This is a genomic window from Lutibacter sp. Hel_I_33_5 (assembly GCF_007827455.1).
Classification (GTDB): domain Bacteria; phylum Bacteroidota; class Bacteroidia; order Flavobacteriales; family Flavobacteriaceae; genus Polaribacter.
In genome coordinates this window covers 2420642-2435775 of record NZ_VISM01000001.1, presented here as the reverse complement: position 1 = coordinate 2435775, position 15134 = coordinate 2420642, and the positions used below count along the sequence as shown (strand labels likewise).

General features: G+C 28.9%; 15 protein-coding genes. 8 read left to right on the top strand and 7 right to left on the bottom strand.

From position 1 onward, the window contains the following. The first annotated feature begins 68 nt into the window (after positions 1-68). Positions 69-1058, top strand: coding sequence for a GTPase ObgE (obgE, locus tag OD91_RS10735; RefSeq protein WP_144896385.1), 990 nt, complete (start codon positions 69-71; stop codon positions 1056-1058). Here the strand turns inward: obgE and OD91_RS10730 are convergent. Then, on the bottom strand, positions 1055-1735 hold the full coding sequence (locus tag OD91_RS10730; RefSeq protein WP_144896384.1) for an ATP-binding protein: 681 nt from the start codon (positions 1733-1735) through the stop codon (positions 1055-1057). The genes obgE and OD91_RS10730 overlap by 4 nt on opposite strands. A 68-nt stretch (positions 1736-1803) precedes the next feature. On the opposite strand from OD91_RS10730, the gene OD91_RS13525 reads away from it, so the two are divergent. After that, positions 1804-1977 carry a hypothetical protein gene (locus tag OD91_RS13525; RefSeq protein ID WP_186434438.1) on the top strand — a complete coding sequence of 58 codons (174 nt, stop codon included), beginning with the start codon at positions 1804-1806 and terminating at the stop codon, positions 1975-1977. Between the two features lie 408 nt (positions 1978-2385). Here OD91_RS13525 and OD91_RS10720 read toward each other — a convergent pair whose 3' ends face one another. From OD91_RS10720 to OD91_RS10705, 4 genes are all read right to left on the bottom strand, one after another. After that, entirely contained in the window at positions 2386-2865 is a 480-nt protein-coding gene (locus OD91_RS10720) for a hypothetical protein (RefSeq protein ID WP_144896382.1), read from the bottom strand. A 26-nt stretch (positions 2866-2891) separates the two neighbouring features. Continuing rightward, on the bottom strand, positions 2892-3959 hold the full coding sequence (locus OD91_RS13670; RefSeq protein ID WP_255513239.1) for an energy transducer TonB: 1068 nt from the start codon (positions 3957-3959) through the stop codon (positions 2892-2894). Between the two features lie 139 nt (positions 3960-4098). Further along, on the bottom strand, positions 4099-5352 hold the full coding sequence (locus OD91_RS10710) for a M56 family metallopeptidase (RefSeq protein WP_144896381.1): 1254 nt from the start codon (positions 5350-5352) through the stop codon (positions 4099-4101). 128 nt (positions 5353-5480) lie between these two features. Next, positions 5481-5843 carry a BlaI/MecI/CopY family transcriptional regulator gene (locus OD91_RS10705; RefSeq protein WP_144896380.1) on the bottom strand — a complete coding sequence of 121 codons (363 nt, stop codon included), beginning with the start codon at positions 5841-5843 and terminating at the stop codon, positions 5481-5483. A 166-nt stretch (positions 5844-6009) separates the two neighbouring features. On the opposite strand from OD91_RS10705, the gene OD91_RS10700 reads away from it, so the two are divergent. The 4 genes from OD91_RS10700 (at position 6010) to OD91_RS10685 (ending at position 11687) form a co-directional block, all read left to right on the top strand. After that, positions 6010-6510 (top strand): DUF456 domain-containing protein, encoded by a 501-nt coding sequence (locus tag OD91_RS10700; RefSeq protein ID WP_144896379.1) that lies wholly within the window; start codon positions 6010-6012, stop codon positions 6508-6510. 386 nt (positions 6511-6896) lie between these two features. Then, on the top strand, positions 6897-8591 hold the full coding sequence (gene lysS / locus OD91_RS10695) for a lysine--tRNA ligase (RefSeq protein WP_144896378.1): 1695 nt from the start codon (positions 6897-6899) through the stop codon (positions 8589-8591). Between the two features lie 171 nt (positions 8592-8762). Beyond that, positions 8763-9227, top strand: a complete 465-nt coding sequence (locus OD91_RS10690; protein WP_144896377.1) for a hypothetical protein — start codon at positions 8763-8765, stop codon at positions 9225-9227. Positions 9228-9233: 6 nt separating this feature from the next. Continuing rightward, entirely contained in the window at positions 9234-11687 is a 2454-nt protein-coding gene (locus OD91_RS10685; RefSeq protein WP_144896376.1) for a PEP/pyruvate-binding domain-containing protein, read from the top strand. Positions 11688-11731: 44 nt separating this feature from the next. Here OD91_RS10685 and rsmG read toward each other — a convergent pair whose 3' ends face one another. After that, a complete protein-coding gene (rsmG, locus tag OD91_RS10680) occupies positions 11732-12361 on the bottom strand; it encodes a 16S rRNA (guanine(527)-N(7))-methyltransferase RsmG (protein WP_144896375.1) in 630 nt (209 codons plus the stop codon). Positions 12362-12503: 142 nt separating this feature from the next. Between rsmG and OD91_RS10675 the strand changes: the two genes are divergently transcribed. Continuing rightward, complete coding sequence (locus OD91_RS10675; protein ID WP_144896374.1) at positions 12504-13595, top strand: acyl-CoA desaturase; 1092 nt, start codon at positions 12504-12506, stop codon at positions 13593-13595. A 29-nt stretch (positions 13596-13624) separates the two neighbouring features. Further along, entirely contained in the window at positions 13625-14812 is a 1188-nt protein-coding gene (locus tag OD91_RS10670; RefSeq protein ID WP_186434437.1) for a pyridoxal phosphate-dependent aminotransferase, read from the top strand. Between the two features lie 4 nt (positions 14813-14816). On the opposite strand, the gene OD91_RS10665 is transcribed toward OD91_RS10670, so the two are convergent. Then, positions 14817-15029: a hypothetical protein gene (locus OD91_RS10665; protein WP_144896373.1), complete on the bottom strand. Its 213-nt coding sequence runs from the start codon at positions 15027-15029 to the stop codon at positions 14817-14819. Positions 15030-15134: the final 105 nt, after the last annotated feature.

Sequence of the window (15134 nt, the reverse complement as noted above, 5' to 3'; positions counted from 1 at the left end):
TGTTGAATTGTTTAAACAACAAACTGAACAATTACACATTTTAACAATTATATAATTACACAAATAAAATGACTGAAGGAAATTTTGTTGACTACATAAAAGTGTATGCATCTTCTGGTAAAGGCGGACAAGGTTCTATGCACTTACACAGAGAGAAATTTATTACCAAAGGTGGTCCAGATGGTGGTGACGGAGGTCGTGGCGGACATATAATTCTACGTGGTGATAAAAACATGTGGACACTATTTCATTTAAAATTCAAAAAGCATTTTAGAGCAGATCATGGTGGTTCTGGTAGTAAAAGTAGAAGTACTGGGCATGATGGAAAGGATATTTACATTCCTGTTCCACTAGGAACTATTGTTAGAGATGCAGATACTGACGAAATTTTATTTGAAGTAACCGAAGATCAACAAGAAATAGTATTGTTACGAGGCGGAAAAGGTGGATTAGGAAACTGGCATTTTAAATCCTCTACAAATCAAACTCCTCGTTATGCGCAACCTGGAATGGATGGTATTGAAGGCTGGTTTCGTTTAGAATTAAAGTTATTAGCAGATGTTGGATTGGTAGGTTTTCCTAATGCAGGAAAATCCACATTATTATCGGTGGTTACGGCTGCAAAACCTAAAATTGCAGATTATGCATTTACTACTCTAAAACCTAATTTAGGAATTGTAGAACATAGAAATCATCAGACGTTTGTGATGGCAGATATTCCTGGAATTATTGAAGGTGCTGCTGAAGGAAAAGGTTTAGGACATCGTTTTTTACGTCATATAGAGCGAAATTCTACCTTGCTCTTTTTAATTCCTGCTGATAGTGATGACATCAACAAAGAATATGCAATTTTGTTGAACGAACTTAAACAACACAATCCAGAATTATTAGACAAAGATAGATTATTAGCTATTTCTAAAACAGATATGCTGGATGATGAATTAATAGCAGAAATTAAAGCAGATTTACCTAAAGGAATTAAAACATTATTTATCTCTTCTGTTGCACAAATTGGCTTGCAAGAGTTAAAGGATACACTTTGGAAAATGCTTAATTAAGCTGGTAGTGTAAAATAGAAAGTTGTTCCTTTACCTACTTTACTCTTTAAATAAATTTCTCCATTATTTCTGGTGATAATTTTTTTAACCAATGCTAATCCAATTCCAACAGAATCGACTTCTTTATTAACTTCTAGTTTTTGAAATAACTTGAATATCTTTTCATGATATTTTTTTTCAATTCCACAACCATTATCTTCTATTGAAAAAGTGAAATGTTTTTCATCTCTAGTGTAATCAATTTCTATTTCACAAATATCTTTATCATTATACTTGATTGCGTTATTAATTAAGTTTTCAAAAACTTGAGTTATTTGCGATTTATTAATACTTAATGTAGGCAATGTTTTATTGACTTTAATACTACAATTTTTATGTACATTTAGTTCTATTAATGTATTAACCAAAGCATTTAAATCCACTTTAATTTCATCGCTAGAAACTTGATTTTGCAAAGAATAGTTTAAAACTCCATTTATTAAGGAATCCATTTGCTCGATTTGCTTATTTATCAACTTTATATTTTTTTCAGTAGTACTATCTACATTATCTTCTAATAACCAATGAGAAAGTGTCATTATATTTCTTAAAGGTCTTTTTAAATCATGAGAGACAACATGAGCAAAATCTTCTAAATCTTTATTTTTTTCTTCTAAATCTTTGGTTCTTTCTTGCACTCTTATTTCTAAGGATTTATTTTCTCTAGAAATTCTATTTCTAAACGGTTGCAGAACCGTTTAAAATAATGAAGCAAAAAATAAAAAATAACGAGATAGAGCTTAATACCGCACTAAAAGTTTCTTTATCTACATTAGAAGAAAATAAATTTAGAATTAAATGTATTAGTACTGTAAATAAGAAAACATTAATAAATACTCTATTATTAAACAACAGAATTGAACAAAATATTAAAACATAACTCCCTAATATAAAGTAGATTGTAAAATCATTTAAAAGAAGATTAATTATTGTATAATGAGAAAAGAGTAGCATGGAAATAAAAACCAACCAACCATAATAATTCTTTATATTTCTTTTATAAAAATAAGGAAGCAGACTAATAATCAAGAATAAGAAAGAAAAAACTTCTCTTGCACCTTCAATTCTAACTTTGTCATTGTCATAATTATCAATAAAAAGAGAATAAATAAATAAACTTGGGCCAATTAAAAATAATACAAAACTAGTATTTCTGACCTCAAACCCCTCTAATCTGCCTAATTCATAAAGTTTTTTAAAAAATTTATTCATAGAAAATAGATCAATTTACAATCGAAGTTTTCATATTGAAATTTTATCAATTTTGTAAATATACTAGTTTTTAATTTTAATCATTTAATAAAACCTTAATCGGTAATTGATATTCGGTAGAAACAGGAATCCCTCTTTTTAACGCTGGAAAAATAACAGGTAAATTGGTAACACTTACTTTTATAATACTATCTAATTTTGGTAATTGCTCTTTTAATTTCTCTGTAGAAGTAATTTTTTTTAAGCTAATATTCCCTTTAGAATTAATTAAAACATCAACATAAACAACTTCATCAATTGTATCTTTTATAGTTAAAGAATGGTTTTTAAATTGTTCTGATATTTTATTGTGAATTGTATTCCTAAAACACGTTGTTTTTTTAGTTTTATCAATTATAGAATCGCAATTTTTAAAGGATGGATACACATCTATTGTTGAGAAATCTACGACCGTATTAATTGAATTATTTTGACTTTTCTTAGGGTAGAATAAGTCACAGGAAATAATCGTGAAAATCAGTAAAAAATAAACACACAAAAAACGTATAAATTTCATTGTGTGAATTTACAAATTATATTGATTTAATTTTCTTCTTTATCAGAATTCCCTTCAACAATCATTGTAAAAGGAATAGAATATTTTACACCAATAGCTTTACCTCTTTGTATACCAGGTTTCATTTTTGGTAAAGTGTTCATAACATTAATCACTTCTTCTTTAATTTTTGGATGTGGAGCTCGTACATTTAAATTATCTATAATTCCGTCTTTATTAATTACAAAAAAAATACTCACCCTTTTTCTTCCTGGAGTTAAACCTAATTGATTCGGAAGATCTGCATTGAATTTTCTAACGAAATGTTTCTGTACACTACTACTAAAGCATTTCTTTAATTCGATATTTTCTCCTTTACATCCTGGAAAAACAGGTACTTCTTCAATTACCGTAAATGGAACAGTTTCTTCAATTTCATTTTTATCTTCAACAATCTCAATTACTTCAGGAGTTGGTGGTGGAGGTATTACTGAACTAGTTTCTTTAGCCTTAGATTCTTCTATTTTTTCATCAATATCTACAAACAACTCCAACATTTCTTCGTATTCTTTTGATGTCTTATTTGGATTTAAAGAAAAGTATTTAGTTAGGTTTTCTTTTGATAGTTTATATGATTTCTTTTCGAAATTTTCTTTTGAAAGACGGTATGTATCTTCAATAGTTTTTCCAACAACAACTTTGGCTACCTCTACTTTTTTAACTTCAACAAGAGGTTTTTCTTTAATTTTCTTAATTTCTACTGGTGTTTCGATCAACGCATCTTCAATATCAATATATAAAAGCAACATTTCTTGATACTCATTTAGTTTTTGATCTTTGGATGTTTTAAAATACAAATCAGCATATTCCTTTGCTTTGTTATATTCTTTTTTTGCTGCGTATATTTCAGTTGCTATCTTTAATGCTTTAGAAGATTTGTTATCGCCAAAATTAATAAGTGCTTTATCTAAATATCTTATCGCTTTTACAGTATCTGTTGCTTTTAAACTCTGAGTTACTTTTTTAACATAAGCATTTGCAAGGGCGACTTTATCTTGCGAAAAAACAATTGTAGAAATAAGACAGAAACAAATAGAAATATAAACCTTTTGCATAGACAGAAAAATAAAATTTGATAGCAAATATAGAAAATACCTAAGATTTCACATAGGTAATGAAGAATTTTACAAATACACAAAGAAAAACTCAATACTAAGTATTGAGTTTTCAAATTTTTTACACTAGTTAATTAATTTATTCTACCATTATCACAAATGGAATAGAATATTTTACAGCCACTTTCTTGCCTTTGTGTTCACCAGGAATCATTTTTGGTAATAAACCAATTACTCTACTTACTTCTAACTTTAATTCAGGATGAGGAGCTTTAACATTGATATTAGTAGTTTTTCCATATTTATCAACTGTAAATTGAATCGCTAATCTTTTTTCACCTTTAGATAATCCCAATTTTTTAATCAAAGAATTATCAAAATTACTTATAAAATACTTTTGAACGCTTCTTGAAAAGCATAGTTTATCCCCTTCTTTACAGCCTGGATAAACTGGTGGTTTATCTATCTTATTAAATTTTAACTCTTCGACCTCTGTCTTATCGCTAGAAACTTCTTTTTTAGAATTAAATTTCTCTTGAGCTTTAATTTCCGAGCATGAAGTATAAAAAAGCATACTAAGTAATACTGGAATCAACACTAAATATTTTAATTGATTCATTTTTTTGGATTGTGTTTTTTTCATCATAATAATTCTTTTTTTAATTAATGATTGTTTATAAAATTGATTGACAAACGAAATGTTTTCAACCTGAAAAAAGTTGGATAGTAGGTTATTAATGTAATTTTCTTTCTTATCTGATTTTGTCATAACAGCATCAGAAATATATTCGTGTAATAGAGTGATTCTTTTTTGATAGAAATAAATCATAGGATTAAACCACATAAAAATCTTTAATATCTCGAAGAAGAATAAATCTAAAGAATGTTTTTGTTTGCTATGAACAAGCTCATGCTGAATAATTTTTTCTCGCTGATTTTCTGAAATATCTTGCCCTAAAAAAATGTAATTGAAAAAAGAAAAAGCCTTCGTCTTTTTTGGTAGCAACACTAATTTATAAGTTGCTTGTTTTATGGTTTTATTCTTTAAAATTAATCTACTAATTTTAACTATTTTTACAATAAACACTACTAAAAACAAGAATACACCTAGCCAGAACAATACATTCAAAAAGTTAATATTTTGATACCAATTTGTTTGTTGAATTACTTTTTCTGGAGATAACATTATTTCTGGTAAGTAAATAATAAACTCTTTTGGAACAACTTTTTGAAAGGTTGGTATTTTTATGAATGGTACTAAAAAAGATAATACAGGAGTAATTAATAAATACACTCTATTTTTATTAAAAAATGTCTCTCTACTTAGAATTAAATCATAAATAGCCAAAAACAATATTTGGAATAGAATAACTTGAATAATATAGTTGATCATAATTTTTATTTTTTTTAAACTGTCACTTAGCGTGATTTCTTGAGATACAAATCGAAAAGAAATTTTATCGAGAAGTTATTTGTTCTCGTTACTAATTTTTAATTCTTAAAAATTCAGTCAAACTGACATTACTTTTTCTTATTCACTTCTTTTAAAATAGACTCCAATTCAGAAATATCCATTTTGTTTTCTTTTACAAAAAAGGACACCATACTTTTAAAAGAACCTTCGAAATAGCCATTCATTAGTTTATGTAAACTCTGATTGCTATAGGTTTCTTTTTCTATTATTGGATAATAAATAAACCCTCTCCCTAATGGTTTATGGTCTACAAATTCTTTTGTTTCTAAAATTCTGATAATCGTAGAAACCGTATTGTAAGCAGGTTTTGGCTCTGGTAACTTTTCAATAACTTCCTTAACCGAAGCTTCTTTTAAATCCCATAGAACCTGCATTATTTGCTCTTCTGCTTTTGTTAATTGTTTGCTCATTTTTTTAACTAACTTTTTAGTTCAACAACACAAATGTAACTAAATTTTTAGTTTAAACTAATTTTTTAGTTGATTTTTTGTAACAATACTCCTTTATCTTCGTCTTATAATTAGAATAAATGAAGTTATTGTTAGGTTTCTTCTTATAATTGAACATTAAATAAATATGGATATATTTTTATTACTACTAGGTTTTGTGCTTGTAATTCTCGGAATTATAGGTTCATTTTTACCTGTTTTACCTGGACCCTTAACAAGTTGGTTTGGTTTATTACTATTACATTTTACAAAAATTGTTCCGAAAGATTGGACGTTTTTAGGAGTAACTTTAGGGATTGCTATTTTAATTTGGATACTAGATTACTTTATTCCAGCAATAGGCACAAAAAGATTTGGAGGCAGTAAATATGGTGTCTATGGAACTACAATAGGGTTACTTGTTGGATTGTTCTCTCCTATTCCATTCGGAATGTTAATCGGTGCTTTTGGTGGTGCTTTAATTGGTGAATTACTATATGATGGAAAAGACACAAACCGCGCTATAAAAGCTTCTTTCGGAGCATTTCTAGGATTTTTAGCTTCTGCGACTATAAAATTTTCTGTAGCAGCAATCTATTTTGTTTTATTCATGATTACCTTCTGGGAATACAAAGGACAGTTCTTTTAATAAAAAATGGAAACCCTTTTTAGTCTATCTATTAACACCCTAAGCTGTTTAGCCCTGATTGCAGCATTGTTGGAGCTCCTTGAAAAGAGCGACTGCAAAAGCAGGAAATAGCTTCAAAAAAAATAAAATAAGTTCCAGAAATAAATTCAGAGCAAAAAAAAAGCGTCCCATCTCAGGGAAGCTTTCCATTGGTTAACAAAACCAAGACACTTTTACTAAAGTGCCAAACAACACAACTAAATTGCTATATAAATAGCAAGTGACTGCAAATATACAACGATTTCGTAGACCAACAAATTTTTAGTAGAATAACTACCTAAACTTCATTGTCTAATTCTTTAAGGGTTTGTATCTTTGGAGCTTAAAAATCATTATAAAAATTCCAAATGCAATTATCAGAACAAGAAATTGTACGTAGAGAAAAACTCACAAAATTACGTGCATTAGGCATTAATCCGTATCCAGCAGATTTGTATCCAATCAATTCAAATTCTGTAAAAATTAAACAGGATTTTGCTGAAAATAAACAGGTAATAATTGCTGGAAGACTAATGGCTATAAATGTACAAGGAAAAGCTTCTTTTGCACAGTTACAAGACGGTGAAGGTAAAATACAAGTGTATTTTAATAGGGATGAAATTTGTACTGGAGAAGACAAATCTAAATACAATGATGTTTTTAAAAAATTACTAGATTTAGGTGATTTTATAGGAATTGAAGGGGAATTATTTACAACCAAGGTTGGCGAAAAAACGGTTAGAGTTAAAGATTTCACCTTATTAAGTAAGGCTTTAAAACCATTGCCTTTACCAAAGGAAAAAGATGGGGTTATTTATGATGCTTTTACAGATCCTGAGTTGCGTTACAGACAACGTTATGCAGATTTAGTGGTAAATCCGCATGTAAAAGAAGTCTTTATAAAAAGAACAAAATTATTTAATGCCATGCGTTCATTTTTTAATGACGCTGGTTATTTTGAAGTTGAAACACCTGTTTTACAACCGATTCCTGGAGGAGCTGCAGCAAGACCATTTATTACACATCATAATTCTTTAGACATTCCATTATACATGAGAATTGCTAACGAATTATATCTTAAAAGATTAATTGTTGGTGGTTTTGATGGTGTGTATGAGTTTTCTAAAAACTTCAGAAATGAAGGAATGGACAGAACGCACAATCCAGAATTTACAGCAATGGAGATCTATGTTTCGTACAAAGATTATAACTGGATGATGGATTTTGCTGAGCAACTTTTAGAGCATTGTGCAATTGCAGTAAATGGAACTTCGGAAGCTACTTTTGGTGAGCATAAAATTGATTTTAAGGCGCCATATGCAAGAGTAACGATGGCAGATTCTATAAAACATTTTACTGGTTTTGATATTACTGGTAAAACAGAAGATGAAATTAGAGCTGCTGCAAAAGGCATGAATATTCCTGTGGATGATACCATGGGGAAAGGAAAATTGATTGATGAAATTTTTGGTGAAAAATGTGAAGGAAATTACATTCAGCCAACATTTATTACAGATTATCCTAAAGAAATGTCTCCGCTTTGTAAAGAACATAGAGACAATCCTGAGTTAACTGAGCGTTTTGAATTAATGGTTTGTGGGAAAGAAATTGCAAATGCATATTCGGAATTAAATGATCCAATTGATCAACGTGAGCGATTTGAGCATCAACTTAAATTAGCTAAAAAAGGTGATGATGAAGCTACCGAATTTATTGATGAAGATTTTTTACGTGCTTTAGAATATGGTATGCCTCCTACTTCTGGTATGGGAATTGGAATGGATAGATTAATTATGTTTTTAACAAATAATCAATCGATACAAGAAGTATTATTCTTTCCGCAAATGCGACCTGAGAAGAAAGCACTTTCTGTTGAATTAAACGATGAAGAAAAAGCGTTATTAGAAATTATTTCTAAAGTAGAAAAAATTGATTTATCAGAATTAAAAACTCAATCTGGTCTGTCTAATAAAAAATGGGACAAAACCATAAAAGGATTAACTAAAAATAAGCTTGCAAAAGTTTCTAAAACTGATGATGGCTTATTTGTAGAGGTTATCTAACTGTCATTCCTGCGAAGGCAGGAATTTGACATTATATTCTTACTGAGATTCCTGCCTTCGCAGGAATGACAAAAAAAGGAATTACAGCAATGTAGTTCCTTTTTTATTACAACAACTTTAGCTACCATCAAACTATTAATTATTTTTCATTATATTTAATAAAAAAATCTTATGAAATCTAAAATTGCGTATTGTTTATTATTAGTACTAACAACTTCTTGTAGTAGTCTTTTTAATGATGACAATTATGACCCAGAAGCATATCGAGAAGGTTCGGATTCAGGTAAACTTATAAATGAAGGCTCATTAATTGGTAAATGGGAAGAAACTTATAATTGGGTAGATGGTGGTGGAGAACGTCCTTCATTTTGGAAGCCAATTAATTTGAGTAATAGTGATAAATATGAATTTTTATTAGATAGTACTTTCACTTCAAATATTAATATTCTTAACTGTATAGAAATTGGAGGAAATTATCTTATTGAATCGAAAAAAATTAATTTAAAATATACTTGCCAATCTCAACCAGATGTAATAAAAGAAATATTTATTCATGAGTATTTTTTTAGAGAAGATTATATTGTTTTCATTCATGGAAGCGGAAATAATATTTCAAAATTTGAATTAGTAAAATAAAAAGTTATGAGTGACAAACTTAAAATCACTGTTTATTTTTTTATTATATGTATATTTTTTTATTTTCAAAAAACGAATGCACAAATACCGATACATTCAGTAATTAGTGATGTAGTTTCTGATATTCCATTAAAAAATGTTAATGTTAGATTTCAAAATTCAAATGTAATTTACAAAAGTGACTCTAACGGGTACTTTTATTTAAAAGTAGATTCCAACGAAAAAAACCAGGAATTTAAAGGTTATTTATTTACGGACGGAAACACACTTCATAGTTTTTTTAATACAACATTTAACATATACATATATGATTCTTTAGGGAAAACTCTTTATCAAAAAAATAATGCCTCAGAAAGGGATAACATTTCTTTGAATAATCTAAAAACAGGGAGCTATTTTATAAAAATTTTTTCTCCAAAAGGGAATTATATTTATCGCCTTTTTCTATCCCCTGATAAAAACCATATCTCTAAACTAAAAAGCAATAGTAGAAATTACATTCAAAAATCTGACTCCATTATTTTCACAAAAGAAAACTATTTCAAAAGAAAACTTTCTTTGTCAGATGATCGTTTTTATAATAAAAGAGGAATAAAACTCTTGAGAAAAAAATATGAAAATTTATATTATTTTGAAGAGTTAATTGATGAAAATGCTTTTGTAATGGTTGCAGATCAACCTTCAAAAACCCATTTAAGCGGAGTAGAATCTTTAAAAGCAATATTCGATAGTAGAAAAAATATAATGTATTACATGAATTCAAAAAAATACAAATTACATTATACTTTTTCTAAAGAACAACTAGAATACAAACATTCTCATGATCAATATATTAAGGAACAATACTCTAATAATTCCAATCGTTATTTATTCCCAATAACTATCAATTATTTTAAAAATTTAAATATTTATACTTTTGAATTTTTCTCTTCTGATGGTGCTAATTGTGAGGACGTATACAGAATATATAATAAAATTTCAGAAAGCTCTTATTTAAAAGACAATCTGTATTTTTATACCACAAATACTTCATGGGAGAATTGTAAAGAAATACCAATAATTGGCGCTAATGAATTATTTGAAGGACAAAATTATCAAGCACTTAATATTGCCGAGGGCTATGGTTATTTGAAAAAAATTGACGTAAAAGATATTTCATCTGTAAATCTTCAAAAACATAATATTGTATTAACAAATGGAATCCCTATTGACATTCCCGTTATTTCTGGAATTATTACTACTGAATTTCAAACTCATCTAAGTCATATTAATGTTTTAAGTTATAACAGAGGTACACCAAACATGACTTTAAGGGATGGTTATAAAGATAAGACTTTAAATGATTTAAATGGAAAATTAGTATATTTAAAAGTAGATACAGATTCTTTCCAAATTAGAAAAGCTACTATTGAAGAAGCTACCGCTTTTTGGAATAAAAATGAACCAAAAAATATAATTACACTAGATAAAGACACCCAAAATTATGGGATTATTGATTTAGAAAATGTTTCAATAAAAGATGTAAATAAAATTGGAGGAAAAGCTGCAAACTTTGCAGAAATCCTTAAAGCTTTTAAAAGGGAAGGCAAAACAGCACCTGTACCAGAAAATTATTTTGCGATTCCATTTTATTACTATGAAGAACACCTTAAAGAAAATGGCATAGATACTTATATTGATACTATTTTAAACCAATCTGAATTCAAAACTAATACCGAATTTAGAAAATCAATGTTGGATAAAATTCGTGATAGTATTAAGAATTCTCCTCTAAATCAAAAACTATTAAGTAATGTATTAAATAAAATGACCTCAGACAGCAGGTTTACTTCATATCGTTTTCGATCTTCAACCAACGCAGAAGACTTAGAAGGGTTTAATGGAGCTGGGCTTTACAGTTCTTCTTCCGGAAAATTAAATCATGATAGGAAAACACCAACCAGAGCAATAAAAAAGGTTTGGGCAAGTTTATGGAATTTTCGTGCCTTTGAAGAAAGAGATTATTTTAAAATAAATCACTTATCTACTGCTATGGGAATTCTAGTTCATCGCTCTTTTCCAGATGAAGACGCAAACGGTGTTGTTATCACAAGAAATATTTTTAACAGAAACCATGCCTTTGTTGTAAATGTTCAATTTAAAGAAATTAGTGTTGTTGACGCAGATCCAGGAATCATACCAGATCAAGTTATTATATATACTTTTTCATCAAACAATAATAAATATACTTTAGAATACAATACTTTTTCTAATGTTATAACAGATACATCAAATCATGTTATGTCGGATGAAGAATTATATAAATTAGGGGATTATCTAACAATAATTAATACTTACTTCTACAGTAGAGTATATAATTGTAATTGTGATTACATTGATTTTGGGTTGGATATAGAATTTAAAGTTGATTCTACAATTGAAAATAGATACTTATACATTAAACAAGCAAGGCCTTACTAGGTTTTATTATTATCTAACAAGATTAATTATAAAACAAAAACAATTTACCCTTTAAACTTCATCCCTAAATGCACCACTTTTTTTGTCTCAAAAAAGTCTTCTTCAAAATAATCAGGCAAATTATAAACAGTAGCAGAAGTGTATAATTTTAACTCTTCAGTTAAATCGCCACCTTTTAAATAAAGAATTCCGTTTTTTAAATCGTGGTTTTGCTTTTTAGCAATTTTACCTTTATTCCAACGTACAAAAGTTTCCATTTGTGCAACTGCTCTACTCACAATAAAGTCGTAGGTGTCTTTTACCTCTTCAACTCTTCCATGGGTTGTTTTTACATTTTCTAAACCTAAACCAGCAGAAACTTCGTTCACCACTTTTATCTTTTTCCCTATAGAATCTACCAAATGAAACTGTGTTTCAGGAAATAAAATAGCTAACGGAATCCCAGGAAAACCGCCACCTGTACCAACATCCATCACTTTTGCACCTGGTTTAAATTGCATCACTTTTGCTATTCCAAGAGAATGCAACACATGTCGTAAATATAATTCGTCGATATCTTTTCTAGAAACCACATTAATTTTCAGGTTCCAATCTTGATACAATTCTTGCAATTTTGCAAACTGTTCTAACTGAGTTTCACTTAGGTTTTTAAAATATTTAAGGATAATTTCCATGGATAAATTTTACTCTGCAAAAATAGAAAACTAATTGATATCTGTTATTTTTTAAACGAAAGTTATCTTATTCGTTAAAAAGGGTATATCAGACAACATTTGTCCACAAAAAACGTTTACTTTTGTTAAACAAACTAACAGTATGAAAACTATTAACTTTTCTAGAATAGATAACGCTAAATTTTTTAGAACACTTAATAAAAGAGTGAATACCTATTTTAAAGAAAATAACTTAAAACGTACTGGTAACTGGAAGTTATACACCAAAGCAGTTCTAATGTTTTCGTTATTTTTAATTCCTTTTATTTTAATTTTAACAATATCAATGCCTCAGTGGGTAATGGCTTTATTAATGGTAATTACCGGTATTGGAATGGCTGGAGTTGGAATGAATGTGATGCACGATAGTAATCATGAATCCTTTTCTAGCAGAAAATGGGTAAACAAATTAATGGGGAGTAGTATTTATATTCTTGCAGGAAATGTTTATAACTGGAAAGTACAGCACAATGTTTTACATCATACATTTACCAATGTTAAAGATCATGATGAAGATATAGATGCGGGAAGAATCATTCGTTTTTCTAAACATTCTAAATGGTTAAAAATTCATAAGGTTCAGAAATATTATTCTATTTTTTTATATGGATTATTAACCATTAATTGGGCAATTACTACCGATATTAAACAAATGCATAGTTATTTAAAAAGAAAACTATCGTATGGTAAATTTCCAAACCCTGCTACTGAATGGACAAAGTTAATCGTCTCTAAAATTGTATATTATTCACTTTGGATCGTTTTACCTTTATTAGTTTTGAATATTGCTTGGTGGAAGATTTTAATAGGATTCTTTGTAATGCATTATACTGCCGGTATGATTTTAAGTCTAGTTTTTCAACTAGCACATATTGTACCTAATACAGAAATGCCAATACCTGATAAAGATGGAAATTTAGAACACACTTGGGCTGTCCATCAATTATATACAACATCGAACTTTGCTCCTAGTAATTGGCTAGTAAATTTCTATACGGGTGGATTAAATCATCAAGTTGAACATCATATTTTTCCACATATTTCTCATGTACATTACGACAAATTATCTAAAATTGTGCGAGAAACAACAAAAGAATTTAATTTGCCTTATAATGAGTATAAGACAATGACTAGAGCAGTAATTGAACATTTTAAACATTTAGGGGTTTTAGGTAAAAATCCTGAATTAGCATAAATAAACAACACACTATAACTTTATTAAAAATGTCACATCCATTATCGGACAGAATTAACAGTTTACCTGTATCGCAAACTTTAGCAATGGCTGCTAAAGCAAGAGAATTAAAAGCAGAAGGAAAAGATATTATCAGTTTAAGTTTGGGAGAACCAGATTTTAATACGCCTGATTTTATTAAAAATGCTGCAATTGAAGCTATTAATCAAGATTACAACTCCTATACACCAGTTGATGGTTATGGTGAGTTAAAAGAAGCTATTTGCGAGAAATTTAAGCGAGATAACAACTTAAATTATGCACCAAATCAAATAGTCGTTTCAACGGGAGCAAAACAATCTATTGCAAACATAGCACAGGTTTTATTAAACCCTGGTGACGAAGTTATTTTACCTGCTCCATATTGGGTAAGTTATTCTGCAATTGCAACGTTGTGTGAAGCAAAATATGTTGAAATCCCTTCTTCTATTGATGATGATTTTAAAATTACACCAGCTCAATTAGAAGCAGCAATTACACCAAAAACAAAAATGATTTTCTTTAATTCTCCTAACAATCCAAGTGGGAGTATTTATAGCGAATCAGAATATAGAGCTTTAGCTGCTGTTTTAGAAAAGCATCCGCAGATTTATATTTTATCTGATGAAATTTATGAGCACATAAACTATGGAGTAACACCTTTTAGTTTTGGAGCGATCGAATCTATGTTTGATAGAACAATTACCGTAAACGGATTAGCAAAAGCTTATGCAATGACAGGTTGGAGAATCGGTTTTATTGGTGCTCCACAATGGATTGCTAAAGCATGTACTAAAATGCAAGGACAAATTACTTCCGGAACTAACTGTATTGCTCAACGAGCAGCAATTACAGCTGTTTTAGCATCGCCTACAAAAGTATCTTATATGGTAGAAGAATTTAAATCTCGTAGAGATTTAGTATTAGATCTACTAGGTAAAATTGATGGTTTAAAACTAAATGTACCTGAAGGTGCTTTTTATGTTTTTCCTGATGTTTCTAGCTTTTTTGGCAAAACTATTTCTGGTAAGCAAATTAATAATGCGACCGATTTTTCTATGCTTATCTTAGAAGAAGCAAATGTTGCAACGGTTACTGGTGACGCTTTTGGTGCACCAAACTGTATTAGATTATCCTATGCAGCATCAGAACTTCAATTAAGAGAAGCGATAAAAAGGATTGAAAAAGTTTTAGTATAAAGCTTTAAAAAACAATAAATACCAAAGCAATAAAGAATAAAGAAGTTCTTAAAATTGTGCCTGCAGGGGTACAAAGTGCTTGGTTGTTTTTTACGAGTAGTTTTTTACCAAACAAAGATGTAGAATTTATTTCTCGAAGGTTATTTCTAATCTCTTGTTTGTAATTAGATGTTAAAATTCCTCTTTCAATGACTCGTGGGTGTGCTGTTGATTTCATGGTGTTTAATTTAATTGATTATATAGTATAGACGACATATAATAATTAATGTTACACTAAAATCTGAACATAATCTCTTAAAAATCAACAAACTCAATAGCAATA

Excerpts from the sequence above, each read along its gene's own strand:
- obgE (WP_144896385.1), top strand. The coding sequence starts at position 69 with ATGACTGAAGGAAATTTTGTTGACTACATAAAAGTGTATGCATCTTCT.
- OD91_RS13525 (WP_186434438.1), top strand. The coding sequence starts at position 1,804 with ATGAAGCAAAAAATAAAAAATAACGAGATAGAGCTTAATACCGCACTA.
- OD91_RS10720 (WP_144896382.1), bottom strand. The coding sequence starts at position 2,865 with ATGAAATTTATACGTTTTTTGTGTGTTTATTTTTTACTGATTTTCACG.
- OD91_RS13670 (WP_255513239.1), bottom strand. The coding sequence starts at position 3,959 with ATGCAAAAGGTTTATATTTCTATTTGTTTCTGTCTTATTTCTACAATT.
- OD91_RS10710 (WP_144896381.1), bottom strand. The coding sequence starts at position 5,352 with ATGATCAACTATATTATTCAAGTTATTCTATTCCAAATATTGTTTTTG.
- OD91_RS10705 (WP_144896380.1), bottom strand. The coding sequence starts at position 5,843 with ATGAGCAAACAATTAACAAAAGCAGAAGAGCAAATAATGCAGGTTCTA.
- OD91_RS10700 (WP_144896379.1), top strand. The coding sequence starts at position 6,010 with ATGGATATATTTTTATTACTACTAGGTTTTGTGCTTGTAATTCTCGGA.
- lysS (WP_144896378.1), top strand. The coding sequence starts at position 6,897 with ATGCAATTATCAGAACAAGAAATTGTACGTAGAGAAAAACTCACAAAA.
- OD91_RS10690 (WP_144896377.1), top strand. The coding sequence starts at position 8,763 with ATGAAATCTAAAATTGCGTATTGTTTATTATTAGTACTAACAACTTCT.
- OD91_RS10685 (WP_144896376.1), top strand. The coding sequence starts at position 9,234 with ATGAGTGACAAACTTAAAATCACTGTTTATTTTTTTATTATATGTATA.
- rsmG (WP_144896375.1), bottom strand. The coding sequence starts at position 12,361 with ATGGAAATTATCCTTAAATATTTTAAAAACCTAAGTGAAACTCAGTTA.
- OD91_RS10675 (WP_144896374.1), top strand. The coding sequence starts at position 12,504 with ATGAAAACTATTAACTTTTCTAGAATAGATAACGCTAAATTTTTTAGA.
- OD91_RS10670 (WP_186434437.1), top strand. The coding sequence starts at position 13,625 with ATGTCACATCCATTATCGGACAGAATTAACAGTTTACCTGTATCGCAA.
- OD91_RS10665 (WP_144896373.1), bottom strand. The coding sequence starts at position 15,029 with ATGAAATCAACAGCACACCCACGAGTCATTGAAAGAGGAATTTTAACA.